Source organism: Lentzea pudingi, from assembly GCF_014646255.1.
Taxonomy (GTDB): Bacteria; Actinomycetota; Actinomycetes; order Mycobacteriales; family Pseudonocardiaceae; genus Lentzea; species Lentzea pudingi.
This window is the reverse complement of sequence record NZ_BMNC01000017.1, coordinates 54,281-77,054: the sequence shown is the minus strand read 5'-3', so window position 1 is coordinate 77,054 and position 22,774 is coordinate 54,281. Positions and strand designations below refer to the sequence as shown.

At 69.2% G+C, this 22,774-nt stretch carries 24 protein-coding genes; 9 read left to right on the top strand and 15 right to left on the bottom strand.

All coding sequences use genetic code 11. The features are described 5' to 3' along the window. Positions 1–2 precede the first annotated feature (2 nt). Positions 3–1,514 carry a phage tail sheath family protein gene (locus IEY88_RS36925; RefSeq protein ID WP_189159563.1) on the bottom strand — a complete coding sequence of 504 codons (1,512 nt, stop codon included), beginning with the start codon at positions 1,512–1,514 and terminating at the stop codon, positions 3–5. A 239-nt stretch (positions 1,515–1,753) separates the two neighbouring features. Between IEY88_RS36925 and IEY88_RS36920 the strand changes: the two genes are divergently transcribed. Genes IEY88_RS36920 through IEY88_RS36910 form a run of 3 tightly spaced genes read left to right on the top strand, consistent with a single transcriptional unit; the run spans position 1,754 to position 5,279 of the window. Next, positions 1,754–3,112 carry a CBM96 family carbohydrate-binding protein gene (locus IEY88_RS36920; protein WP_189159562.1) on the top strand — a complete coding sequence of 453 codons (1,359 nt, stop codon included), beginning with the start codon at positions 1,754–1,756 and terminating at the stop codon, positions 3,110–3,112. A 20-nt stretch (positions 3,113–3,132) separates the two neighbouring features. After that, positions 3,133–4,335: an MFS transporter gene (locus IEY88_RS36915; RefSeq protein WP_189159622.1), complete on the top strand. Its 1,203-nt coding sequence runs from the start codon at positions 3,133–3,135 to the stop codon at positions 4,333–4,335. Then, a complete protein-coding gene (locus tag IEY88_RS36910; protein ID WP_189159561.1) occupies positions 4,332–5,279 on the top strand; it encodes a TolB-like translocation protein in 948 nt (315 codons plus the stop codon). Before IEY88_RS36915 ends, IEY88_RS36910 begins: the two co-directional genes overlap by 4 nt. Here the strand turns inward: IEY88_RS36910 and IEY88_RS36905 are convergent. The 10 genes from IEY88_RS36905 to IEY88_RS36860 form a co-directional block, all read right to left on the bottom strand. Then, on the bottom strand, positions 5,272–5,934 hold the full coding sequence (locus tag IEY88_RS36905) for an eCIS core domain-containing protein (protein ID WP_189159560.1): 663 nt from the start codon (positions 5,932–5,934) through the stop codon (positions 5,272–5,274). The genes IEY88_RS36910 and IEY88_RS36905 overlap by 8 nt on opposite strands. Further along, on the bottom strand, positions 5,915–7,897 hold the full coding sequence (locus IEY88_RS36900; RefSeq protein WP_189159559.1) for an ATP-binding protein: 1,983 nt from the start codon (positions 7,895–7,897) through the stop codon (positions 5,915–5,917). The genes IEY88_RS36905 and IEY88_RS36900 overlap by 20 nt, the downstream gene beginning before the upstream one ends. Beyond that, a complete protein-coding gene (locus IEY88_RS36895) occupies positions 7,894–8,520 on the bottom strand; it encodes a Pvc16 family protein (RefSeq protein WP_189159621.1) in 627 nt (208 codons plus the stop codon). Before IEY88_RS36895 ends, IEY88_RS36900 begins: the two co-directional genes overlap by 4 nt. 93 nt (positions 8,521–8,613) lie before the next feature. Further along, the gene (locus IEY88_RS36890) at positions 8,614–8,877 is read right to left on the bottom strand and encodes a hypothetical protein (protein WP_189159558.1); all 264 of its coding nucleotides are present in this window, start codon (positions 8,875–8,877) and stop codon (positions 8,614–8,616) included. Positions 8,878–9,003: 126 nt separating this feature from the next. After that, entirely contained in the window at positions 9,004–10,290 is a 1,287-nt protein-coding gene (locus IEY88_RS36885; RefSeq protein ID WP_189159557.1) for an ABC transporter substrate-binding protein, read from the bottom strand. Between the two features lie 13 nt (positions 10,291–10,303). Further along, a complete protein-coding gene (locus IEY88_RS36880) occupies positions 10,304–11,404 on the bottom strand; it encodes a branched-chain amino acid ABC transporter permease (protein ID WP_189159556.1) in 1,101 nt (366 codons plus the stop codon). After that, positions 11,401–12,288 carry a branched-chain amino acid ABC transporter permease gene (locus IEY88_RS36875; RefSeq protein ID WP_189159555.1) on the bottom strand — a complete coding sequence of 296 codons (888 nt, stop codon included), beginning with the start codon at positions 12,286–12,288 and terminating at the stop codon, positions 11,401–11,403. Before IEY88_RS36875 ends, IEY88_RS36880 begins: the two co-directional genes overlap by 4 nt. Next, positions 12,281–14,101 (bottom strand): AMP-dependent synthetase/ligase, encoded by a 1,821-nt coding sequence (locus tag IEY88_RS36870; protein ID WP_189159554.1) that lies wholly within the window; start codon positions 14,099–14,101, stop codon positions 12,281–12,283. Before IEY88_RS36870 ends, IEY88_RS36875 begins: the two co-directional genes overlap by 8 nt. Further along, on the bottom strand, positions 14,098–14,916 hold the full coding sequence (locus IEY88_RS36865) for an ABC transporter ATP-binding protein (RefSeq protein WP_189159553.1): 819 nt from the start codon (positions 14,914–14,916) through the stop codon (positions 14,098–14,100). The genes IEY88_RS36870 and IEY88_RS36865 overlap by 4 nt, the downstream gene beginning before the upstream one ends. Continuing rightward, a complete protein-coding gene (locus tag IEY88_RS36860; RefSeq protein ID WP_444543343.1) occupies positions 14,913–15,689 on the bottom strand; it encodes an ABC transporter ATP-binding protein in 777 nt (258 codons plus the stop codon). The genes IEY88_RS36865 and IEY88_RS36860 overlap by 4 nt, the downstream gene beginning before the upstream one ends. A 211-nt stretch (positions 15,690–15,900) precedes the next feature. Here IEY88_RS36860 and IEY88_RS36855 point away from each other — a divergent pair, with 211 nt between their 5' ends. The 3 genes from IEY88_RS36855 to IEY88_RS36845 are packed head-to-tail and all read left to right on the top strand — an operon-like array spanning position 15,901 to position 17,562. After that, positions 15,901–16,365 (top strand): SRPBCC family protein, encoded by a 465-nt coding sequence (locus IEY88_RS36855; RefSeq protein ID WP_189159551.1) that lies wholly within the window; start codon positions 15,901–15,903, stop codon positions 16,363–16,365. 12 nt (positions 16,366–16,377) lie between these two features. After that, positions 16,378–17,097 (top strand): SigB/SigF/SigG family RNA polymerase sigma factor, encoded by a 720-nt coding sequence (locus IEY88_RS36850; RefSeq protein ID WP_229694106.1) that lies wholly within the window; start codon positions 16,378–16,380, stop codon positions 17,095–17,097. Between the two features lie 42 nt (positions 17,098–17,139). Beyond that, positions 17,140–17,562 carry a DUF4383 domain-containing protein gene (locus tag IEY88_RS36845; protein WP_189159550.1) on the top strand — a complete coding sequence of 141 codons (423 nt, stop codon included), beginning with the start codon at positions 17,140–17,142 and terminating at the stop codon, positions 17,560–17,562. On the opposite strand, the gene IEY88_RS36840 is transcribed toward IEY88_RS36845, so the two are convergent. After that, a complete protein-coding gene (locus tag IEY88_RS36840; protein ID WP_189159549.1) occupies positions 17,549–18,472 on the bottom strand; it encodes a DNA topoisomerase IB in 924 nt (307 codons plus the stop codon). The genes IEY88_RS36845 and IEY88_RS36840 overlap by 14 nt on opposite strands. A gap of 49 nt (positions 18,473–18,521) precedes the next feature. Between IEY88_RS36840 and IEY88_RS36835 the strand changes: the two genes are divergently transcribed. From IEY88_RS36835 to IEY88_RS36825, 3 genes are read left to right on the top strand one after another with little or no spacing between them, the layout of a single operon-like run. Continuing rightward, positions 18,522–19,589: a carboxylate-amine ligase gene (locus IEY88_RS36835; RefSeq protein ID WP_189159548.1), complete on the top strand. Its 1,068-nt coding sequence runs from the start codon at positions 18,522–18,524 to the stop codon at positions 19,587–19,589. Next, complete coding sequence (locus IEY88_RS36830; RefSeq protein WP_189159547.1) at positions 19,589–20,356, top strand: iron-containing redox enzyme family protein; 768 nt, start codon at positions 19,589–19,591, stop codon at positions 20,354–20,356. Before IEY88_RS36835 ends, IEY88_RS36830 begins: the two co-directional genes overlap by 1 nt. Positions 20,357–20,376: 20 nt before the next feature. Then, positions 20,377–20,739: an STAS domain-containing protein gene (locus IEY88_RS36825; protein ID WP_189159546.1), complete on the top strand. Its 363-nt coding sequence runs from the start codon at positions 20,377–20,379 to the stop codon at positions 20,737–20,739. Here the strand turns inward: IEY88_RS36825 and IEY88_RS36820 are convergent. The 3 genes from IEY88_RS36820 to IEY88_RS36810 form a co-directional block, all read right to left on the bottom strand. Next, positions 20,690–21,724, bottom strand: a complete 1,035-nt coding sequence (locus IEY88_RS36820; protein WP_189159545.1) for a pentapeptide repeat-containing protein — start codon at positions 21,722–21,724, stop codon at positions 20,690–20,692. The genes IEY88_RS36825 and IEY88_RS36820 overlap by 50 nt on opposite strands. Positions 21,725–21,917: 193 nt before the next feature. Continuing rightward, positions 21,918–22,316 carry a hypothetical protein gene (locus tag IEY88_RS36815; protein WP_189159544.1) on the bottom strand — a complete coding sequence of 133 codons (399 nt, stop codon included), beginning with the start codon at positions 22,314–22,316 and terminating at the stop codon, positions 21,918–21,920. Positions 22,317–22,326: 10 nt separating this feature from the next. Continuing rightward, complete coding sequence (locus IEY88_RS36810) at positions 22,327–22,770, bottom strand: nucleoside deaminase (RefSeq protein WP_229694105.1); 444 nt, start codon at positions 22,768–22,770, stop codon at positions 22,327–22,329. Positions 22,771–22,774: the final 4 nt, after the last annotated feature.

The following is a 22,774-nucleotide window of genomic DNA, read 5'->3' as shown; positions in this document are numbered from 1 at the left end:
CTTTACTCGTTGACCAGACTGGTGCCGCCCTGCATCTGGGCGAGCCTGAAGATGACGAACTCCGCGGGCTTCACGGGTGCGATGCCGACCTCGCAGACGACCTGGCCGAGGTCGATGCCCTCGGCGGGGTTGGTCTCGCGGTCGCACTTGACGTAGAACGCCTCGTCCGGCGTCAGGCCGAACAGCGCCCCCTTGCGCCACTCCATCACCAGGAACGCGGCGATGGTGCGGCGGATGCGGGCCCACAGGGCGTCGTCGTTCGGCTCGAAGACGACCCACTGGGTTCCGTCCAGAATGGACTCCTCCAGGTAGTTGAAGAGCCGCCGCACGTTCAGGTAGCGCCACGCCGGGTCCGAGGACAGGGTCCGGGCGCCCCACACGCGGATGCCGCGGCCGGTGAACGAGCGGATGCAGTTCACGCCGATCGGGTTCAGCAGTTCCTGCTCCGCCTTGGTGAGCTGGGTCTGCAACGCGACGGCGCCGCGCACGGTCTCGTTCGCCGGGGCCTTGTGCACGCCGCGGGTGGCGTCGGTGCGGGCCCAGACGCCGGCCATGTGGCCCGACGGCGGCACGAAGATGTTGTCCGAAGTGGACGGGTCGTAGACCTTGATCCACGGGTAGTACAGGGTCGCGTACTTCGAGTCGAAGCCCGCCTCGACCTGCTTCCAGTTCTTGATCTCGTCCGGGGACAGCGACGGCGGCGGGTCGAGGATCGCCATGCGGTCGCCCATGAGCTCGCAGTGCGCGATCACGGCCGCCTGCACGGTCTTCACGGCCTCCAGCGTGATCAGCCCGTGCTCGTAGGAACTCATCAGGTCGGGCACCGAGACCATCGTGATCTCGTCCACGGCCTCCAAGCCGCCGAAGCCGGTGCGGTCGGAGACGTCACCCACATAGTCGTCCGCGACGACCTTGCGCGGCACCGGCGACGCGGCGGGCTCCGAGCGCAACGCCACGGAGGCCTTGTCCGGACGGGCGGCGGCGGCCCCGGTGACCTCCTCGACCGTGATCAGCTTCGAAGCCGTGTTCACGACCGTGACGACGTTCTCCTTGCCGCGCTTCGACGAGACCTGGTGCGTCTCGACGACCTTGCCGTTGTCCTTGACCAGCAACGAGAAGCGGTCGTCCGGCGCGTTCTCCCCCGCGGCCTCGCCGACCTCGACGGACAGGGAACCGGCGCCGAGCTCGCGGGCCTTCAGCTTGTACCCGCCCAGCACGGCGGTGGGCCCGGCCTCCACGGCCGCGGAACGGGAGCCGCCGACGCGCACGACGTAGCAGTTGGTGCCACCGTTGAGGAAGTAGCCGTAGACGGCGAGCGGCAGGTAGCAGCCCTTCGCGAAGTCGCCGAACTTGTCGGTGTACTGCGACCAGTTCGAGACGAGCGTCGGGGTGTTGTAGTCCCCCTTGGCCGCGAAGCCGACGAACGCGGCGACGGCGGTGCCCACGCCCTCGATCGGACGGGCACCTGCCTCCACCTCCTCGACGTACACGCCCGGCGAGAGATAGGTGGGCATCGACGGCCTCCCGAGTTGTGCGGAACCCTGTACGACACATGCTGGAACGGCACCGGAGATCCCGACACGACCCCACGACGGTGCTTCCGGGAGCAGGCGGCTGCCCGAACGGGCAGTCACCCCCTGGAGGGGTTTTCCGACCGTTCACCGAGCCGACGCCCAACGATCATTGGTGACCGAACCATCGCAGCCCTACTCTTCGCGACGGCCCATGTCCGCCCACCACCACAAGGACAGGCATGTCACGTCGCAGGGCTCCTCTAGCCGTGCTCTCCACCGTCATCATCACGGCGGCCACTCTCAACGCCTCGACCGCGGCTCACGCCGCCACCACCACCTTCACGCCCACCGCCGACACCTACGTCGACAACGGGTCCACCGGCACGAACTACGGCACGTCCGGCCAGCTCGGCGTCGACAACTCGCCGGTCAAGCGGACGTTCCTCAAGTTCACCGTCTCCGGCGTCACCGGCGGCGTCAGCAACGCCAAGCTGCGCCTGCACACCGACGACGTCTCCGGCGCGGAAAGCCCCAACGGCGGCACGTTCAGGGCGATGTCGAACACCAGCTGGACCGAGACCGCCGTCACCTGGGCCAGCCAGCCCGCGATCGACGGCGCCACGCTCGGTTCCCTCGGCTCGGTCGTCCGCAACGCCTGGTACGAGGTCGACGTCACGAGCCTCGTCACCGGCAACGGCACGTACAGCATCGGCATCACGTCGAGCAGCACGGACGGCGCCGACTACGACTCGCGCGAGTCGGGATCGACCGCACCCCAGCTCGTCGTCACCGACGGCACGACGCCGCCTCCCGGCGACCCGGTGTGGGTCGGCGCGGGCGACATCGCCGACTCCGGGTCCGGTGACACGGCCACGGCCGCGTTGCTGGACGGCATCCAGGGCACCGTCTGGACCACGGGCGACAACGTCTACCCGGACGGCACCGCGAGCCAGTTCAACACCTACTACGAGCCCACGTGGGGCCGGCACAAGGCACGCACCAGGCCCTCCCCCGGTAACCACGACTACCACACCAGCGGCGCCACGGGCTACTACAACTACTTCGGCGCGCAGGCCGGGCCGTCCGGCCGCGGCTACTACTCCTACGACATCGGCAACTGGCACATCGTGTCGCTGAACTCCAACATCAGCATGTCGGCGGGCAGCGCGCAGGAGCAGTGGCTGCGGCAGGACCTGGCGGCGAGCACGAAGCCGTGCACCGCGGCGTACTGGCACCACCCGCTGTTCACCAGCGGCGCCAACCACTCGCCGTCGACGGCCACCAGGCCGTTGTTCCAGGCCCTGTACGACGCCAACGCGGACGTCGTCGTCTTCGGCCACAACCACCAGTACGAGCGCTTCGCCCCGCAGAACCCCAGCGGCGGCCTCGACAACGCGCGCGGCATCCGTTCGTTCGTCGCGGGCATGGGCGGCGCCGGCGCGTACGGCTTCGGCACGATCAAGCCGAACAGCGAGGCACGCAACACCGGCACTCGCGGCGTGCTGAAGCTGACGTTGCACAGCAACAGCTTCGACTGGCAGTTCGTCCCCGAGGCGGGCAAGACCTACACCGACAGCGGCACCACCAACTGCCACTGACGGACCGCTGGAGGCCGATGATGTACCTGTCCACGATCGACAAACCCAAGTCAGCGAACTGGAAGGGGCTGAGCGGTAACGTCTTCGCGCTCGGCACGGTCAGCCTCATCACCGACGTCTCGTCGGAGATGGTGGCCGCGGTCCTGCCGCTGTACCTGGTCATCGGCCTCCAGCTCAGTCCGGCCGCGTACGGGCTGATAGACGGCGTCTACACCGGCGCCACCACACTCCTCAGACTCGCGGGCGGTTATCTCGCCGACCGCACCAACAGGCGCAAGGCCGTCGCGGGCTTCGGTTACGGCCTCTCCGCCGTGGCCAAGCTGGGACTCCTGGCGGCGGGCAACTCGCTGACCGCGCTCGGCGTGGTGATCACGGCGGACCGCGCGGGCAAGGGTCTCAGGACAGCACCCCGTGACGCGCTGATCACCCTCTCCACCCCCAGCGGCGATCTGGGACGGGCGTTCGGCGTGCATCGGGCGATGGACGGCATCGGCGCGTTCGCGGGGCCGCTCGTCGCGATGGCCGTGCTCGCGGCATCAGCCCAGTCGTTCGACGCCGTGTTCGTCACCAGCTTCTGCATCGCCGCGTTCGGCGTGCTGGTGCTCGTCCTGTACGTCAAAGATCGACCAGAACCCGTGCAGCGCAGGGAACCCCTCAAGCTCGCTCTGCTGAAGGACCCCGCCGTCCGCAGGATCGTGCTGGCCGCGTCGCTGCTCGGCCTCGTCACCATCGGCGACGGGTTCGTGTACCTGCTGCTGCAGAAACGCGAAGGGCTGGCGTTCGGCTGGTTCCCGCTGCTGGCGGTGGGCACGAGTCTGGTCTACCTGCTGCTCGCCGCACCCCTGGGCGCACTCGCGGACAAGATCGGCCGGCTCAAGGTCATGCTGGCCGGCTACGGCGCCTTGACCGTCGTCTACCTGCTGCTGCACGGGCCTTTGAGCGGCTGGCCGCTCCTCGTGCTGGTCGTGCTGCTGTACGGCGTCTTCTACGCCTGCACGGACGGCGTGCTGATGGCGCTCGCGGGCCCCGTCCTGCCGGAACGCCTGCGCACCACCGGCATCGCGCTGATCCAAAGTGGACAGGCGCTCGCCTACCTCGGCTCCTCCGTGCTGTTCGGCCTCGCCTGGCAGTTCTGGAGCCCCGAGGCCGCCACCAGGGTCGCCGCCGTCGCGGCCGTCCTGGCCCTGATCACCACCGCCGCACTGCTGGGACGCCGGAAATGAACAAACGCCTGCTGATCACCCTGACCGCCGCCGTCCTGCTCGGGGGCGTCGCCGTCGGCTACACCGCGCTGTCCGGCGCCGCTCCGGACGCCGCGCAGTCCGTCACGACCGGTGCGGGCCCACGCCTCATGGTCCTGAGCAACGGCAAGCTCTCCACGGTGTCGCACGCCGGTGGTTCGCGCGAGGTCACCGGGCAGAGCTGTGACCGCGCCTACGAGGCAGCCGGCACGATCTCCTGCCTGCGGCCGGTCGGCGCGCTGAAGGCCAGCGAACTGGCCGTGCTCGACAGGGACCTGAAGGAACTCAGGACCATTCCGCTGACCGGTTTCCCGAACCGCACGAGGGTCTCGGCCAGCGGCCGGATGGTGGCGTGGACGCTGTTCGTCGACGGGCATTCCTACGCCGCCAACGGGTTCTCCACCAGCACCGGCATCCTCGACACGAAGACCGGCACGCTGGTCACGTCACTCGAGGAGTTCGCGGTCGAGGGCATGCCGCAACGCCCGGTCGACACGAACTACTGGGGCGTCACCTTCACCGCCGACGACAACCGCTTCTACGCCACCATGTCCACCGGTGGCCACCGCTACCTGCTCGAAGGCGACTTCGCCGGGCGCACGGTCAAGCCGCTCACCGACCTGGACGACGTCGAGTGCCCGTCCCTGTCCCCGGACGGCACCCGCATCGCCTACAAGAAGGCTGTCGGCGGCGACCCCCAGAAGGGCTGGCGGGTGTCCGTGCTCGACCTGAAATCACGCGAGATCACCGAACTCGCCGAGACCCGCAGCGTCGACGACCAGCCGGCCTGGGTCGACGACAGGACCGTCGCGTACGGCATCCAGCGCGACGACGGCCTGAACGACGTGTGGGCGGTCCCGGCAGACGGCACCGGCACGCCGGCGATCCTGGTGCCGGAAGCGAGTTCGCCGGCGCCGATCAGCTAGCGGACTCGGCTTCTTCCTCCTCCTCGGCCCGCTGGACGAAGGTCTGCGCGGTCTCCTCCTCCGGGGCCTCCTCCCGCTGGACGACGGCCGCGCCCTGCTCGGCGGCACGCTGTACCGGGGCAGGCGTCGACATCAGCCGGTCGGCGTTCGCCACGGCCTCGCGCTCGAACCGGTCCGACGGACTGCTGACCCTCACGCCGGCGCCGTTGTCCGTGCCGTCGACCGGCCCGGAGCGTTGCTGCACCACGTGTGTCAGCTCGTGGGCCAGCATGTGCTTGCCGGAGTCCGAGGACGGATCGTACTTGTCGCGCTGGAAAACGATGTTCGACCCGACGGTGTAGGCGTGCGCGTTCACCGACTTCGCGGAGTCGTGCGCCTGCGACCCGGTGTGCACCCGGACGTCGGAGAAGTCCTGGCCGAACCGGCCCTCCATGTCCTCGCGCACCCCGGCGTCGAGCGGCGACCCGCCGGAGGACACGACATCGCTCACACCCGCGTTGCCCACGGCCCGTTGCAGGCCGAGCATGCCCGACGGCCCGAGCACGTCGGGGCGTCCGGCGACGGCCGCGCGGCCCATCAGGTCGGTCTCCTCCTGCGGCGCCCGGTCGCCCCTGGGGCGCAAGGACGTCTCGTGCTCATGTTCGTGCCCGCGCATCACAACCCTCTCTTTCCACGGCGAGTTCGAGGTAGCGCCCGAACTCGCGTTCGCCCACCAGGCGGCCGAGCTTGCGGTACTCGCGTGCCACCGCGCCGATCAGCTCGACCATGCCGACGACGTGGCCCGCCGCGGCGGCGAGGTAGGCCGCGGTCACCGCCGCCGAGCGGATGTGCCCGCCCGCCAGCTCGAACGCCTCCGCGAGGAACTCCAGGTCCACATCGGACGATCGCGGCACCGAACGGCCGAGGCAGCGGTCCCACAGGCCGCGCCGCAGGTCCGCGTCCGGCAACGGGAAGTCCACGATCACGTCGATCCGGCGGGTGAACGCGTCGTCGAGGTTCGCGCGCAGGTTCGTGGCCAGCACCGCGATCCCGTCGAACGACTCCATGCGCTGCAACAGGTACGCGCTCTCGATGTTCGCGTACCGGTCGTGCGCGTCGCGGACCTCCGACCGCTTGCCGAAGATCGCGTCGGCCTCGTCGAACAGCAGCACGCCGTTGACGCCGGCCGCCTCCACGAAGATCCGCTCCAGGTTCTTCTCGGTCTCGCCGACGTACTTGTCGACGACCGTCGCCAGGTTGACCGTGTAGAGGTCGAGGCCGAGCGACGACGCGATGACCTCGGCCGACATCGTCTTGCCCGTACCGGAATCCCCCGCGAACAACGCCGTCACGCCCCGGCCCCGCCCGCCACCGGGCCGCATCCTCCACTCGTCGATCACGCGGTCGCGGTGCCGGGCCCTGGCCGCGAGCTCGTGCAGCAGGGCGGTGACCGGCGCGGGCAGCACCAGGTCCTGCCACGCCACCGCCGGTTCGATCCGGCGGGCCAGGCGTTGCAGGCCGCCCGCGTTCTGGCTGCGCGCACCGGCTCGCAGGTGCGTCACGTCGACCAGGCCGTCGTCCGCCAGCGCCGAGACCGACGCCGCGCCGGCCGCCCTGCTGATCTGCGTCGGTCCCAGCACGAAGTGCGCGGTGACCTCGGCAGGGTCGATGCCGGCGGCGAGCTTGCCGTCGAGTTCGGTGCGCCACAACGCGACCCGCACGTCGAACGGCACCTGCACCGCGTCGTGCTGCAACGGCGGCGTACGGGTCCAGCGCGGCTCCCAGGCGCCGGACCCGTACACGACCACGGGGATCTCGTCGTGCAGCAGGGGATCCAGTGCGAAACCGGAGTCCACCGGCCCGACGACGATCCCCGCGCCTCTCAGCAACGCCTCGCGCGTCACCGCGAGCGCGTCCGTCAACCGCGGCGCATCCACCAGCAACGCCGGGAAACCCGCCTGCGCCAACGCCGCGACGGCCAGTTCCGCAGCCCCGCCACCAGGATGTTCACGCAGGTAGACGAGCCGCACACCACGTCCGACACCGCGGGCCAGCCGGTCGTCGCCGGGCATCCGCACCGGATCCCCCGGCAGCGTCACGAAGTCGGCGAGCAACGGGTCCGGGCGGTCGTCACCGAGCAGGTGCGCGCCGACCCGGTCCGGCACCCTCAACGACCGGCTGAGCAACGGCCGTTCGGGATCCTCCACGGTGACGAGCCCGCAGCGCACCAGGGGGCTGCCGGGGTCGAGCCGCGACCGCCCCTGCGGTGAGGCCTCCGCGAGCCCGCACAACCGCAGCGCCAGCCCCACCGTCGCCCGGCGCCGCGTCACGTCGTCGTTGAGGTAGCCGTAGAACTGCTCGAACCTGCTGTCGACGTCCGGCGCCAGCGCCACCAGCAGCAGCTCGACGTCCACTTCGGACAGCCGGGCCTTCGCCGCGAGCCGGCCGAGCCTGCCGTCCGCCCGCGTCCCGGAGAACGGCGCGAACGGCTCCCGGCCGCTGTCCAGCAACGCGTCGATGACCTCGTCGGACAGGTAGAGCCCGCGGAACGGGTCGTCGGGGTTCGGGTCCGCGGCCCGGCGCGTGGCCACCGCCACCCGGATCCGCCGCTCCAGCACCGCCATCCGCTCGAAGATCATGGCGCCACCTTGCGCATCGCCACCCCGTCGGCGGAGACGTTGTGCCGCACCCGGTCCGACCCCGTGTGCAGCTCAACACCCTCGTGGGCGGGAGGTCCAGCGGCGAACTTGCGCCCGGACGAGACCGGCGCCGACACCACGACGTCGAGCGACGGCTTCAGCTCACCTCCCAGCGCACTCCACACGTCGGCGAACGCGCGATCCTCCGGCGGTGGCAGGGCGACCGTCATCGGCACGGGCAGCGCGAGTTCCTCCAGCGTCCCGCTGAGCAGCCGCGGCGGCACGGCGTCGTACCCGATGAACCCCATGAGCAGGTCCGACAGCAGCCGGTGCTCGTCCTCCGGCCGTTGCGTCCACGCCGTGACGAGGTACGAGAGCTTCATGTGCCGTGGCGGCAGATGACGTGCCGCGACCTGGCCCTGCGCGTCGTACTCGTTGAGCAGGCCACGCTGCCGGCGGCGCAGGTCCTCGCGGATGTCGTAGAGGTAGATGTTGACCGTGGGCGCGTTGCGCCGCGCCGCCCAGTCCTTGGTCGGCGCGTCGAACGCGACGTCCAGGTCCGAACCGCGCAACGCCTCGTCCCGCACCAGGCGGCGCAAAGCCTCGTCAACCTCGTGGATCACGCCGTCCACGATGGCGAGACCGTGCGCGAAGCACGACCAGCGCAGCGGCGTCCCATCGGACAGGATCCGCTGCCCCATCGGGCAGCGGGAGGATCAGGCCGGTAGCGGCCTCATCCGGTCCGGCATGTGCGCGCGAAGCGTGTCGTGCAACGCCGACACCTCGTCGGCGTCCAGCAGGACGGACCCCGTCTCGCACGCCAGCACGGCCTCACCGGTGCGCTGGTCGGGCAGGTACCGCAGCTCGACGTCGGGAACGGTGCACGCCTGCGCCTGACGAATCGCGGCCAGCAACTCCGACACCCGTTCGTACCCCAGCCGCGCGCTCCAGAGCGACGCGGCCGGGGGACGGACGAACAACCGAAGGCCTCCGGTGGATCGGCGAACCTCTACGCACGACAACACCGTGACGACCTCCTACACCGGGCTCACCAGCGAGACTAGTTGGGTATGTCCGGTTTCAGCGTCGAGTGTCACCCGTTCGGTTCATTGGTAGCAGGGCTTGTCGAACTTGAAGTCCTTTGCCGTGGAACCGGTGAAGAAGTCCTCCACCAGCGTCACTCCTGTCGGAGCGGCGTCGTCCGGCTTGTACAGGGTGTTCTGACGGAACACGCCGTCCTGCGGCGAAGCGGAGAAGTTGCCCGCACCCGAAGGAAGCATGCCCTCGTAGTCCACCGACGAGAGCTGGCGCACGGCGGCGAGCACACCGGCACGCGTCAGGTCCTTGTTCGCGGCGGCCTTCTCCAGCGCGGCCTTCAACGGGTACGCCCACACCCAGCCCGCGGTGTAGCCGTCGTTCGGCGTCACGCCGGGCAGCGCGGCACGCAGCGCGGTGTGGCCGACGGACTCGGTGCTCCACGACTTCCACGGCGCCGACTGCATGTACAGCGCCTTGATCGCGGGCGCCGCCGGCGACTTCAGCAGACCGGGGTTCCACGTCGGCGAGGTGCCGATGAACTTGCCCTTGAAGCCGCGGGCCGCGGTCTGGCCGATGATCACGGCCGCGTCGGTCGGACCGGTCGTCAGGATCACCAGGTCGGGCTTCTTCGACACCACCGCGTCGATCGCGCCGCCCTGGTTGTCCTGGCCGGCCGTGGTGGTCACGTTCTCGAACGTCAGCCCGCGCTTCTCGGCCGCGATCTTCGCACCGGCCGCCGCGTCGTCGCCGTAGTCACCGGCGTTGTGCACGGCCATCACGGACTTCACGCCCATCTTCTCGGCGGCGTAGTCGACGGAGTTCATCGACTCGACGCAGTAGTTCGCGCCGGACTCCAGCACGACCTCCTCGTGGCCCCACAACGACGTCCACGACGCCGGCACCGAGACCATCGGGGTCTTCTCGAGGTCCGGCAGGATCGCGACGGTGGTGGGCGAGCCCAGGGTCTGGGTCAGCGCGAGGACGCTGCCCTTGATCTCCTGGTAGACCTGGTTGTGGATCTGCGGGTTGTACTTGTTGTCCTTGACGTACTTGGTGACGTCGACCTCGTAGCCGCCGATGCCGCCCTTGTCGTTGACGCGCTTCCAGAACGCCTTCTGCGCGTCCGTGATCGGCACGGCCAGCGTCTTGAACGGGCCCTCGGTGAGGTCCGAGATGGTGCCCAGGTAGATGCAGCCCTTGGACTTGTCGACGGCGTTCGGACACGCCTCCTTCGTCACGCCGGCATCGACCTTGATGCCGCCCGCGCCCTCCTGAGGCGCGGCGTCGCCACCGCCACGACACGAGGCGAGGAGCAACGCCCCTGCGAAGATCACTGCGATTCTCTTACCAGACATGGGGATTCTCTCCTCAGTACGAGAACGGCCAGGTGCGCCAGTAGTTGCGGACGCGGACCCAGATGCCGAACAACCCGCGTGGCTCGACGATGAGGAACACGATGATGAGCACGCCGTAGAGCACGGCTTCCAGCTGGAAGACCGTGATCACGCCGGTCGCGTCACCACTGATGAACGGCAGCACCGCGGGCAGTTCCCTGGTGATGCGTGGCAGCAAGGTGATGAAGAGCGCGCCCATGATCGCTCCGGAGATGGTGCCCGCGCCGCCGATGAGCACCATCGCGATGTACTGCACTGACAACAGCAGGCTGAACGAGCCGGGATCGAAGAACCCGTTCACCACGAACAGCAACGCGCCCGCGACACCCGCGTAGAACGAGGACACCGCGAACGCCAGGACCTTGTACTTCGTCAGGTCCACGCCGATCACCGACGCGGCCAGGTCGCGGTCCCGCACCGCCGCGAACGCCCGGCCGACGCGCGAGCGCACCAGGTTCCGCGCCAGCACTCCGAAGATCACCAGCAGCACGAACATCAGCAGGTACAGCTGCTGTGCCGCCGTGAACACCGCGTTGTCCTGATCCAGCCGCACCCCGAACAGCTCGGGCACGGCGGCGGGCCGGCCGACACCGGGCCCTCCGGTCAGCGACGTCCACTCCCGGAAGACGTGCTCTCCCAGGAAGACCAGTCCCAGCGTCACGATCGCGAGGTAGAGGCCTCGCAACCGCACCGCCACCGGCGCCACCAGGACGCCGAACAACGCGGCCACCAGACCCGCGGCCAGCAACCAGATCGGCAGCGACGTGATGCCGAAGCCGATCACCCGCCCGGTCTCGGGACCGGACAGCGCCGCCGCGGTGTACGCGCCGATCGCGAGGAAGAACGCGTGGCCCAGCGAGACCTGGCCCGCGTACCCCGTGACGATGTTCAGCCCGATCGCGCCGATCGCCGCCACGAACCCGGTGGCGAGCAGTTGCAGCAGGTCGTCGGTGATCATGAAAGGCATGACCAGGGCGATCACGACGAGCCCGCCCGTCCACGCGCGTTTCGGCCGCGTGTTCAGGAACGCCATGTCCTGCCCATATGAGGTGTACAGCTCAGGACGACCCTTCACAGACGTTCCACCTCCCGCTTGCCGAACAGTCCGTACGGTCTGACGAGCAAGACCAGCAGCATCAACGCGTACGGCGCGACCAGCCCGAAGTTCGGGCCGAGCCACGGGGCGAAGTCGTTCTGGTAGGTGCCGAAGAGCGACTCGACGACCCCGACCGTGAGTCCGCCGACCACGGCACCGCCGAGCGACTCCAGGCCGCCGATGATGATCGCGGGCAACGCTTTCAGCGCCACGATCCAGAGCTGCTGGTCGACACCGGCACCCGTCGCGACGAACACGCCGGCCAGTGCGGCGAGCCCGCCCGCCAGTGCCCACGACAGCGCGAACACCGATCCGACCGAGACCCCTTGTGCCAGCGCGACCTCCTGGTCGTAGGCGACCGCCCGCATCGCGAGCCCGATCCGCGAGTAGCGGAAGAAAGCGAACAGCCCGGCCGTCACGACCGCGGTCGTCGCGATCATCACGAGGTAGCGCTCCTGCACCTCGGCGCCCAGGAAGCTCACCGTGTCGAGGCCCCACGGGTCGCCGACCTGCCGGACGTCGAGGCCGATGAACGCGTTCGTCACCACCCTGACCACGACGTCCACGCCGATGGTGATGATCGCGACCACGAACACCGGTTTGCCGACCATCGGCCGCAGCACCGTGCGTTCGACTCCCAGCGCCAGCACCGCGATCACCACGGCGGCGACGAGCACCGCCCCGGCGAACGACACGACGGGTGAGAGGTACGAGACCAGCACCGCGCCCGCCAGCATGAACGCCGGCTGCGCGAAGCTGATCACCTGCGTCGACTTGTAGATGATCACGAAGCCGAGCGCGAGCAGCGAATAGATCGACCCGGTGCCGAGACCCCGGATCAACGACTGGAGAAACTCATCCATACATGCTCTCCACGAGGTCGTCGAACATCTTGCCCAGTGCGGATCTCTTCACCTTCTGGGTGGCGGTCAGCTCGCCGTCCTCGTGGTCGAGCTCCTTGGGGAACATCCGGAACTTCTTGATCTGCTCGACCGTCGCGAACTTCTGGTTCGCCTCGGTCACGATCCCCTGCACCAGTTCCAGGACCTCGGGCTTCTCCGACAGATCCCGGTAGGTGGTGTAGGTGATCTTGCGCTGCTGCGCCCAGTGGCCGACCGTCTCGTACTCGATGCCGATCAACGCCACGAGGTACTTGCGCTGGTCGCCGATCACCACCGCTTCCTTGATGTACGGAGAGGTCTTCAGCGCGTTCTCCAGCTCGGACGGCGCGATGTTCTTGCCGCCCGCGGTGATGATGATGTCCTTCATCCGGTCGGTGATCTTCACGTGCGTGCCGTCGACCCACTCGCCGACGTCACCGGTGTGCAGCCAGCCGTCGACCAGCACCCGCCGGGTGGACTCGGGGTCCTGCCAGTAGCCCGCGAACGTGCCGCCGTGCTTGGTGAGGACCTCGCCGGTCTCCTCGTCGATCCGCAGCTCCGTGCCCGGCTGCGGCTCGCCGACCGTGCCGACCTTGACCCGTCCCGGCCGGTTTCCCGTTGCCACGGCGGTGTTCTCGGTCATGCCGTAGACCTCGTGCATCGGCACCCCGATGCCCATGAAGAACTTCAGCACGTCCGGCGCGATCGGCGCGGCACCGGACGCCGCGTACCGCACGTGCCGCATGCCGATGCGGGCTTTCAGCGCGCGGAAGCAGAACAGCCAGCCCAGCGCGTACAGCACGCGGCTCTGCCCGGTGTGCTTGCCACCGGTCCGCACGAGCGTTTCACCGATGGTCTCGGCACGCTCGAGCCAGAACCCGGTGGTGGTGCGCTTGGTCCAGGACGCGGACGACACCCCGATCTTGACGCCCGCCAGCACCTTCTCCCAGATGCGGGGCACGCCGAACAGGATCGTCGGCTGCACCTCGCGCAGGTTCGCCTGCACCGTCTCGATCGACTCGGCGAAGTGCACCTGCACCCCGCTGGCCGCGCTGAACCACGTCGTGAAGATCCGTTCGGCGACGTGGCACAACGGCAGGTAGGACAACGTGACGTCGGAGGAGGACGGCGGTGGCGAGGTGAAACCGCCGCCCTCCACCAGCACGTCGACGGCGAACTCGACGTTCGCCACGGTCAGCATCGCGCCCTTGGGCGGACCGGTCGTGCCGGACGTGTAGATCAACGTCATGACGTCCTCGGGCCGGGTGGCCGCCATGCGTCGCGCGAGCTCGTCCGGGAACGACTCGCGGTGCCGGGCGCCCAGCGCCAGGAAGTCGTCCCAGGCCAGCAGTTTCGGGTTGTCGTAGCGGCCCTTGATGCCGCGGGGCTCGAGGTAGACGATCCACTCCAGGTCGGGGGTGTCCTCCAGCACCAGCAACGCCTTGTCGACCTGTTCCTGGTCCTCGGCGACGAGGATCCGCGTGCCGGAGTGGGACAGGAGGTAGGCGACCTCGGACGCGGGGTTCGTCGGGTAGAGGCCGACCGTGATGCCCTGGGCGGCGACGATGCCGAGGTCGGCGTAGAGCCATTCGCGCCGGTTCTCGGAGTGGATCGCCACCCGTTCGCCCGGCTTCAGGCCTAGTGCGAGCAACGCGTGCCCGACCAGTTCGACGTTCGCCCAGTAGCCGGCCCAGGTGACCTCCTGCCAGATGCCGAAGTCCTTGGCGCGCAACGCGATCTGGCTTGGCGTGTGCTCGGCGCGGTCCTTCACGCGCGTGACGACTGTTCTGGTCATGGCGTCACGCTCTTGTGCTGCTCGCCGAGGTACGCGCGGATCACGTCGGGGTCCTGCTGCACCTCCGCGGGCGTGCCGGTGCGGATCGGGCGGCCGAAGTCCATGACCATCACGCGGTCGGCCAGGTCCATCACGAGGCCCATGTCGTGCTCCACCATGATCATCGGGATGTTCAGCTCCTCACGGACGTCGAGGATGAACCGCGCCATGTCCTCCGTCTCCTCGACGTTCATGCCGGCGACCGGCTCGTCGAGCAGCAGCAGCTTGGGCTCCATCGCGAGCGCCCTGCCCAGTTCGACGCGCTTCTGCACGCCGTAGGGCAGCAGGCCGACCGGGTACCGGCGCCACTGCTCCAGTTCCAGGAAGTCGATGACCTCCTCGACCGCGGCCCTGTTCTTCAGCTCCTCGCCGCGTGCCTTGCCGAGCCAGAAGAACGCCGACAGCGCGCCGTACCGCATGTGGTTGTGACGCCCGAGCATCAGGTTGTCGACCACGGTGAGGTGCGAGAACAGCTCGATGTTCTGGAACGTGCGGGCCATGCCCCGCGCGGCGACGCGGTGCGGCCGCAGGCCGAGCAGGTCGTCGCCGTGGAACCGCACGGAGCCCTGCTGCGGCCGGTAGACCCCGCTCAGGACGTTGAAGATGGACGTCTTGCCGGCGCCGTTCGGGCCGATGACGGCGAAGAGCTCACCCTCCCCGACGCTGAACGACACCCCGTCGACGGCCACCACGCCGTCGAACGCGAGCCGGATGTCGGTGACTTCGAGAACGGAGGCGGATGGCGCCTCCGCTGAGGTACGCACGTCGGCGCTCATGACAGCCACCTCTTCCTGCGCTTGTAGTGCTTGACCGCACGGAACGAGGAGGTGCCGAGGCCGAGGTAGAACTCGCGGATGTCGTCATCTGCGAGCAGCGCCTGCGCCGGCTTGTCCATCACGACCTTGCCGGTCTCCAGCACGTAGCCGTGGTCGGCGATGGAGAGCGCCATGCTGGCGTTCTGCTCGACCAGCAGGACCGTGGTGCCCTGTTCGTTGATCTTCACGACGAGGTCGCGGATCTGCTGCACGAGCAACGGCGCGAGGCCGAGGCTGGGTTCGTCCAGCAGGAGGTAGGACGGTTCCGACATCAGCGCCCGGCCGATCGAGAGCATCTGCTGCTCGCCGCCGGACAGGTAGCCCGCGCTCTGTCTTCGCCTCTCCAGCAGCCGGGGGAACAGCTCGTAGCAGCGGTCCAGGTTCTGCCTGAGCCGTTTGGGCCTCGCGTGGCCACCGACCTTGAGGTTCTCCTCGACGGTCAGCTCACCCAGGATCCGGCGGCCCTCCAGGGCCTGTTTGACGCCCCGCTCCGCGATCCGCGCCGGTGAGAGGCGGTGGATCGGTTCACCGTCGAGCGTGATCGAGCCCTTCGTGACCTTCCCGTCGTGCACGTCGAGCAGACCGCTGAAGGCCCTCATCAGGGTCGTCTTCCCCGCTCCGTTCGCACCGAGCAGCGCGACGACCTTGCCCTGGGGCACCTGCAGGCTCACGCCCCGGAGCACCAGCATCACGTCGTCGTAGACGACCTCGAGGTTGTTCGCTTCGAGCACCAGCGCCTCCTATGGGCCCCTGACATACCGCGCAGTATGCCGCCCGTGAGACTTGGATCACAGAGCGGTTTGACCACTGTGGGCGATTTCGTGATGTGCGGACAGCGCCCGGTTCGACACTCAGCGTGACTGTCCACAGTGGACACATGTCGGATGTGTAACGCCGCGTGTCGCGGGTACTCACCTACCGACACCAATCGAAGGAGGAGGTTTCGTGACCACCATTGAGAAGTCGGTGGACGTCCAGGTGCCGGTGAGCACGGCGTACAACCAGTGGACCCAGTTCGAATCCTTCCCGGCGTTCATGGACGGCGTCGAGAAGATCGACCAGCTCACGCCCACGATGACGCACTGGACCACGAAGATCGGCGGGGTCGTCCGCGAGTTCGACGCGGAGATCACCGAGCAGCACGCCGACGAACGAGTCGCGTGGACCACGGTCGACGGGCCCCAGCAGGCCGGCGTGGTGACCTTCCACCGGATCGACAACGACACGACGCGGGTCCACCTGCAGATGGACTACGAGCCGGAGACCCTCACGGAGAAGGCCGGTACCGCGCTCGGTGTGGTCGGCCACCGGATCGAAGGTGACCTCAAGCGGTTCAAGGAGTTCATCGAGAACCGCGGCACCGAGACCGGCGCGTGGCGTGGCGACGTGACGCCACCGCCCCAGGTCTGATCGCGGTGCGCGTTGACGCCAGACCAGCACGCGGCGTTCGAGGAACTCGCCCGCATCAGCCGTGACTCGCCACGATACTTCGTGATGCGGGACCGGCTGGTGCGCGAGTACCTCCCGCTCGCCCGGCACATCGCCCGCCGCTTCAGTGAACGCGGCGAGCCCATGGAAGACCTCACGCAGGTGGCCGCGGTGGGGCTGATCAACGCCATCGACCGGTTCGACGTCGACCGGCAGACGGACTTCCTGTCCTACGCCGTGCCGACGATCACCGGCGAGGTGCGGCGTCACTTCCGCGACCAGTGCTGGGCGGTGCGCGTCCCCCGCAGGTTGAAGGAACTGTGCGACTCGATCGACGGCGCGACCGCCGAACTGTCGCATCGGACCGGGCGATCTCCCACCCCCTCGGAGATCGCCCGGCACCTCGGGATCCCGCTCACCGACGTCTACGAGGGCCTGCGCATCGAGAAGAACATCGCGTTCGCTCCGCTGGACGCGCTGGAGAGCTCGACCGTCGACGACCCGGCACTGGAAGGCGTCGAGATCCACGAGGCCCTGCAGCCGATGCTGCGGGGCCTTCCCCGCCGGGAGCGGACCATCGTGGTCCTGCGCTTCTTCGGCCGGCTGACCCAGACCGAGATCGCCCGCCGCGTGGGGATCTCCCAGATGCACGTGTCGCGCCTGCTCACCAAGTCACTGGAGCAGTTGCGGCACGATTTGCTGGCAGAGGAGTGAAGTGAACGAGCGGGAATGTCCGATTCTGGCGATACTGGGCTCATGAACCGGTTGCGGTGGCCCCAGAAGCTGGCGTTCGGCACCGGCGCCCTGCTCGTGATCTGGGGCGTGGCCGGGTTCTTCGTGACCGGCTTCGCGGGGTTCGCGGCCGAGTCCCCCACCTGGGTCCTCGGGTTGCGCGTGAACCCGCTGCAGAACGTCATCCACCTCGTGTTCGGCGCCGCGCTGCTGCTGGCGGTCCCGCGGCTGAAGGCGCTGAGCGGGACCGGCCTGCTCGTGGCCGTGCTGTTCCTGGTGCTGTTCGGCCTGGGCCTCGCGCGCTACGACGGCGAGGTCGTCAACTTCCTGAACGTGAACCCCGGTTCGAACGCGCTGCACCTGTTCGCGGGGTTCGCCTCACTGGCGGCGGCCCAGGGCGCCGCCTGGTGCCGCCAGTGCGACCGCGCGGCCGTCAAGCCTGCTTGAGCAGCTTGCGCACCGCCCGTTCCGGATCACCCCGGCCGATGACCTCACCACTCTCGAACGCCTCCACCAGGCGTGGATCCACGTAGGACTTCCTCGCCACGGACGGGGTGTTGCCGAGGTTCGCCGCGACCTCCTTCATCACCGCGCTGACCGCCCGTTGCGACGGCCTGCCGCGTTCGGCGAGGGCCTGGGCGAACGCCTGCGCGGCGTACACGGTGGCGTGCCAGGTGCGGAGGTCCTTCACGCTGAACTCGCCGCCGACCAGTTCGCGGAAGCGCTCGTTGACGTCGTCGGCGGTCAGGTCGAACACCCGGCAGTCCGGCGTCCTGTCCTTCAGCAGGGTCCGGACGGCGCGGGCGAGCTTCGGGTCGGTGATCTCCTCGTCGACCTCGACGCCGGACTTGGCCGGGAAGTGGAACCGGACCCGCGTCCCGCGCACCTCGAGGTGTTCGCACAGCAGGGTCGCGACGCCGTGCGTGCCGTTCTCCTCCACGTACTGCTCGTGGCCGACGCGGAAGACGCCGAGGTCCAGCATGCGCAGCGCGATGGCGAGCAGCCGCGTACGGCCGCGTGACCTCATGTCCCGCTCGATCTGCTCGCGGAACTTCCCGAGGCGGGGCGCGAGCTTCAGGACGCGGTCGAACTTCTCCGCGTCGCGGTCGGTGCGCCACTGCTCGTGGTAGAGGTACTGGCGGCGGCCGGCGTCGTCGTAGCCGATGGCCTGGATGTGGCCGGTGGGGTGCGGACTGATCCAGACCTCCTGCCACGCGGGTGGGATGACCAGGGCTTTCGCCCTTGCGATGTCGTCGGCGGTGAGGGCTTGCCCGTGGGCGTCGACGTAGCGGAACCCCTTGCCGTGACGGCGGCGGGTCCAGCCCGGGCCTGCCGGGTCGCTGCGGCGCAGTCTCATGTGGCCACTCCGAGGTTGATCAGCACGAGACGCGGGTACCCGCTCGCCGATGAATCACTACACGGTCGGTGTGGAACAGGAGTTCCTCCTCGTCGATCCCTCCTCCCGGCGGCCCGTCGCGCTGGCGCCGCGCGTCCGGGAGATCTCCCGCGCGCCGGGAGACCTCGACGTCCAGGGCGAGCTGACGCCGTTCCAGATCGAGGTCGCCACCGGCGTCACCTCGTCGTTCCAGGAGCTGGACCAGCAGGTGCGGCAGGGTCGGCGGGTGCTCGTGGACGCCGCCGACGAGGCCGGGTGCCGGCTCGTGGCGACGGGCATGCCGCCGATCGGCGAGGCCGGTCCGCCGCCCGGATCGGACGACCCCCGATATCACCAGATCGAGTACTCCCACCGGCGGCTCGTGATCGGGCAGGGCGCCTGCGGGCTGCACGTCCACGTCGGCGTGCCGGACAAGGCCGAAGCCCTGCGGGCGTCCAACAAGCTGCGGGCGTGGCTGCCGACCCTGCTCGCGCTGAGCGCGAACTCCCCGATCTACGAGGGGGAGGACACCGGCTACGCGAGCTGGCGGTCGATGGTGTGGTCGCGCTGGCCGGTGAGCGGGCCGCCGCCCGTGTGGGACGGCCCCGAGCACTACGACGCGACCGTCGAGGCGATCATCTCGACGCAGGCCCTGCTGGACACGGCGATGGTGTACTGGGACGTCCGCCCGTCGGCCGCTCATCCGACGGTCGAGGTGCGCGTCGCGGACATTCCCCAGCTGGCAACGGAAGTCGCGGTTCTCGCCGAGCTGATCCGGGCCCTCGTCGTGACGGAACCCTCCGAACAGCGGGTGGACGATTCCGTGCTGCGCGCGGCATGTTGGCGGGCGTCGCGCGACGGGGTCGACGGACTGGCCGCCGATCCGCACACCGGGAAGCTCTCCCCCGCGTTCGACCGGGCGGTGTCGCTCGTGGAGCACGTCGAGGTCGCACTGCGCGATCGCGGCACGCTGTCTACTGTGGAGCAGCAGTTGGACTGGTTGCGCCACAACGGCTGCGGTGCCGCACGGCAACGACGCTGCCCGGACCCCGAGTCCCTTGTGGACATGCTGATCGCCCGAACGCGTGAGGAAACCTGATGCGCCTCCCCGCTCCCCGCGGCCACATGAGCTCGGCCCTGGTCGCAGCGCTGCGACTGCCGCCCCCGCCGCGGCCCGCGCTGCTCGTCAGCGGCGGCACCAGGGAGGCCTGGCAGGACGACGACCTGCAGCTGTCGCTGTGGATCTGCTACGAGCTGCGGATGCGCGGCTTCGACGACGCCGCCACCGGCTGGGAGGACCACCCGGCGCTCGCCCAGTTCCACGCGGCACTGGAAGCCCGCTGGGAGGAAGCCCTGCGGTCGCTGACCGAGGTCACCACTCCCGCCGCGCTGTCGGAAGAGGGCCTTCTCGAGCTGCGCAAGCACCACGCGTTCTGGCAGCCGCGCCGCGAGATGCGCTCGGTGCTGCGCGACATCCACGGCGACGCCTACGGCACGCGTTCCGAACGCACCCACTCGGTGCTGTTCACCGTGACGCTTCGCGACCTGGACCCGTTCGTCGGCGCCGACGAAATGCCCGCACCCACCCTCGCCCTGGTGAACGCGCTGTCGCTGTTCGGCCTGCACCGCCGCCTCGTCGGCGCCCTCGTCGGCTTCCTGACCGCCGTCGACACCATCGGCGGCGACCCGTTCGCCCAGCTGCTGCCGGTCCAGTGCCCGCCGGAGGACGTCCGGCTGGGCTTCACGGCGTGCCACGAACTGCACGCCCGCCTCACCCACCACGTCCGCACATCGGTGCAGGCAGGTCGCACTTCGCTGAGGGGCCGTAGGCTGGCCTCGCAGACCCGCGTTAACGTGGGGTGCTGACGCTTGTGAAGGGAGACAGCGTGCCCGACCCCACCGCTCTGGCCACCGTGGTCGTCGATCGGCTCACACCCGACGTCGTCGTGCTGCACGTGGCGGGTGAACTCGACACGACGTCCAGCGGATCGCTGACCGGTCCGCTGGAGACCCACGCGGTGCAGGGACAGCGGGCCGTCGTGGTCGACCTCGCCGGGGTGCGCTTCCTCGGCTCGGCCGGGCTGGAGGCCCTGGTGCTGGGCCAGCAGCGCGCGTCGAAGGCCGGCATCGAGTTCGTCGTCGTGGCGTCGACGCGGGCCGCGCTGAGGCCGATCGAGGCGACCGGGCTCGACGCGGTGTTCACGATCGTGCGGTCGGTGGACGAGGCGGCGCAGCGCTACTCGTCCTGACCAACCGGAACCATTGCCCGTCGTGCCCGTCGCGCCCTGGGCGCGAGGTGGCTTCGCCACTGACAGTCCATCCGGCGGGCCACGACGAACCAGGCTCGATCGCGGACTCACCGACCCAAGCGCTGGCGAAGCCAGCGCGACCGCTGAAGGCCGAATCCCTGAAGTGCGTGCGGCCCACGAACTCGGTCTCCCCGAAGATCGCATCGGCGGCGAACGACGCACCAGCGAACGAGGTCACATACCCCGCGAACGAAACACCTGAGAAAGCGACTTCACCCCCGAAGAACACCTCGGAGAATCGGGTGACCCCGCGGAACGTCCCGCCAAAGTTCGCCTCATCGACGAACGACGCACCGGCAAAGGATACGAAGCCGGTGAAGATCCCGAGGAAGTACATGTCGCCGATGAAGGTCGCCCCTCTGAACGTAGCCGCACGGAACAGGCCGTCGCTGACCCTGAAGTCGATGAGGACCGCGCCGTCGAGGTTGATGTCCAGTTCGCCCCAGGATTCGCCGCCGCGTTTCAGGTGAGCGACCAGGATGCGCTGCGCCGTCAGCCGCACGTCCCGCTCCTGCTGGGCGTCCACGAGGCCGGCCGCCGGGCTCTGCCCCTCCGGACGGCGGATCCCCGCACGACGGCCGGAGTTCCGCAGGAGCGGTCGGTGGACACCCTTCGCTGATCTCGCGGCCCGCTCCGGCGGCGGCGTGTAGGGCATGCGCAGGTAGGCGCACAACACGTTGACGATGGTCTGCCGCTGGTCCGGTTGCTGCTGTCCCAGGCGTTCCAGCGCGTACAGCCCGCCCAGCCGCACCGGTGCCTTGTCATCACCGAGTTGCTGCACGGCCTTCGTGTAGAGCTCAGTGATCCGTCGGGCTTCGGCGTCCGCGTTGATGTCCGCCTGGGCCTCCTCCTGGGTGCGCTGCCGCCGCGCCGCCAGGTAGAGCGTGAACAGCCCTCCCCCGCCGAGCGCGATCCCGGACGCCACCTTCACCACTTCGAGCTGAGCCAGCGTGCGCTTCTCCTGATCGGTCCACGACTGCCGGTTCACCCACAGCCACAACGCGACCAGCACCGCACCCGTGAGCAGCAAAACCGCGGCAGAGACGAGCGGCATGGTCCAGGGCGACATCGACTTCTTGACCTTCACGCCTGGATCGTCGCGCGAACTGCCCGAAGCGCTACTCGTAGAAGTAGCCGCCGCTCGGCCCGTCCGGCCCGATCAGCGCCGTCCTCGCGATGACCTCCGCGTCCGGTGCGGCGGCGTTGATCCGCAGCCTCGGGAACGTTCTCGCGTACTGCACCGCGACCAGGTTGGCCGCGGCCCCGGCCTCGGCGTCCCCGGCGACGACCACCACGACCGGTGCCGCGGACCGTTCCAGCGCCGGCAGGAAGGCCTGCAGCACGCGAGCCAGGCCGGAGACCTCGCTCTCGAACGTCTCGGAGCCGGTGCCGACGACGAGCACGTCCAGTTCCGCGGGTTCGGGGTCGGCACTGACGGTGTGCCCGGCGTCGGCGAGCAGGCGGGCGGTGTCCCGTGCGACGGCGTCGTCCGCGCCGGCGATCAGCACAACAGCCATGCGACCCACGCTAATCCTGGCCGATGTCCTCGTACCAGAGTTCGGGGCGCTCGGAGATGAACGTCGTCATCAGCTCGATCAGCTCCGGGTCCTCGACGACGGTGATGCCGACGCCGTGTTCCGCGAGCCAGTCGTGGCCGCCGTGGAAGGTCGTGGCCTCGCCGATCAGGACGTTCGAGATGCCGAACTGGCGGACCAAGCCGCTGCAGTACCAGCACGGCGACAGGGTCGTGACCATCGTGGTGCCGCGATAGCCGCGCTGGCGGCCCGCGTTGCGGAAGGCCGAGGTCTCCGCGTGCATCGAGGCGTCGCCGTCCTGCACGCGGCGGTTGTGGCCACGGCCCAGCAGACGGCCGTCGCCGTCGAAGAGTGCCGCGCCGATGGGGATTCCGCCCTCGGCGAGTCCCATCCGCGCCTCCTCGACGGCGACGGCCAGCATTTCTTCAGCTGTCATGCAT

What these genes read in the sequence shown, in the direction of transcription:
- IEY88_RS36810 (WP_229694105.1), bottom strand. Translation starts at nt 22,770, where the DNA reads ATGACAGCTGAAGAAATGCTGGCCGTCGCCGTCGAGGAGGCGCGGATG.
- IEY88_RS36870 (WP_189159554.1), bottom strand. Translation starts at nt 14,101, where the DNA reads ATGACCAGAACAGTCGTCACGCGCGTGAAGGACCGCGCCGAGCACACG.
- IEY88_RS36815 (WP_189159544.1), bottom strand. Translation starts at nt 22,316, where the DNA reads ATGGCTGTTGTGCTGATCGCCGGCGCGGACGACGCCGTCGCACGGGAC.
- IEY88_RS36830 (WP_189159547.1), top strand. Translation starts at nt 19,589, where the DNA reads ATGCGCCTCCCCGCTCCCCGCGGCCACATGAGCTCGGCCCTGGTCGCA.
- IEY88_RS36920 (WP_189159562.1), top strand. Translation starts at nt 1,754, where the DNA reads ATGTCACGTCGCAGGGCTCCTCTAGCCGTGCTCTCCACCGTCATCATC.
- IEY88_RS36875 (WP_189159555.1), bottom strand. Translation starts at nt 12,288, where the DNA reads ATGGATGAGTTTCTCCAGTCGTTGATCCGGGGTCTCGGCACCGGGTCG.
- IEY88_RS36840 (WP_189159549.1), bottom strand. Translation starts at nt 18,472, where the DNA reads ATGAGACTGCGCCGCAGCGACCCGGCAGGCCCGGGCTGGACCCGCCGC.
- IEY88_RS36915 (WP_189159622.1), top strand. Translation starts at nt 3,133, where the DNA reads ATGTACCTGTCCACGATCGACAAACCCAAGTCAGCGAACTGGAAGGGG.
- IEY88_RS36865 (WP_189159553.1), bottom strand. Translation starts at nt 14,916, where the DNA reads ATGAGCGCCGACGTGCGTACCTCAGCGGAGGCGCCATCCGCCTCCGTT.
- IEY88_RS36885 (WP_189159557.1), bottom strand. Translation starts at nt 10,290, where the DNA reads ATGTCTGGTAAGAGAATCGCAGTGATCTTCGCAGGGGCGTTGCTCCTC.
- IEY88_RS36925 (WP_189159563.1), bottom strand. Translation starts at nt 1,514, where the DNA reads ATGCCCACCTATCTCTCGCCGGGCGTGTACGTCGAGGAGGTGGAGGCA.
- IEY88_RS36910 (WP_189159561.1), top strand. Translation starts at nt 4,332, where the DNA reads ATGAACAAACGCCTGCTGATCACCCTGACCGCCGCCGTCCTGCTCGGG.
- IEY88_RS36835 (WP_189159548.1), top strand. Translation starts at nt 18,522, where the DNA reads ATGAATCACTACACGGTCGGTGTGGAACAGGAGTTCCTCCTCGTCGAT.
- IEY88_RS36905 (WP_189159560.1), bottom strand. Translation starts at nt 5,934, where the DNA reads ATGCGCGGGCACGAACATGAGCACGAGACGTCCTTGCGCCCCAGGGGC.
- IEY88_RS36900 (WP_189159559.1), bottom strand. Translation starts at nt 7,897, where the DNA reads ATGATCTTCGAGCGGATGGCGGTGCTGGAGCGGCGGATCCGGGTGGCG.
- IEY88_RS36845 (WP_189159550.1), top strand. Translation starts at nt 17,140, where the DNA reads ATGAACCGGTTGCGGTGGCCCCAGAAGCTGGCGTTCGGCACCGGCGCC.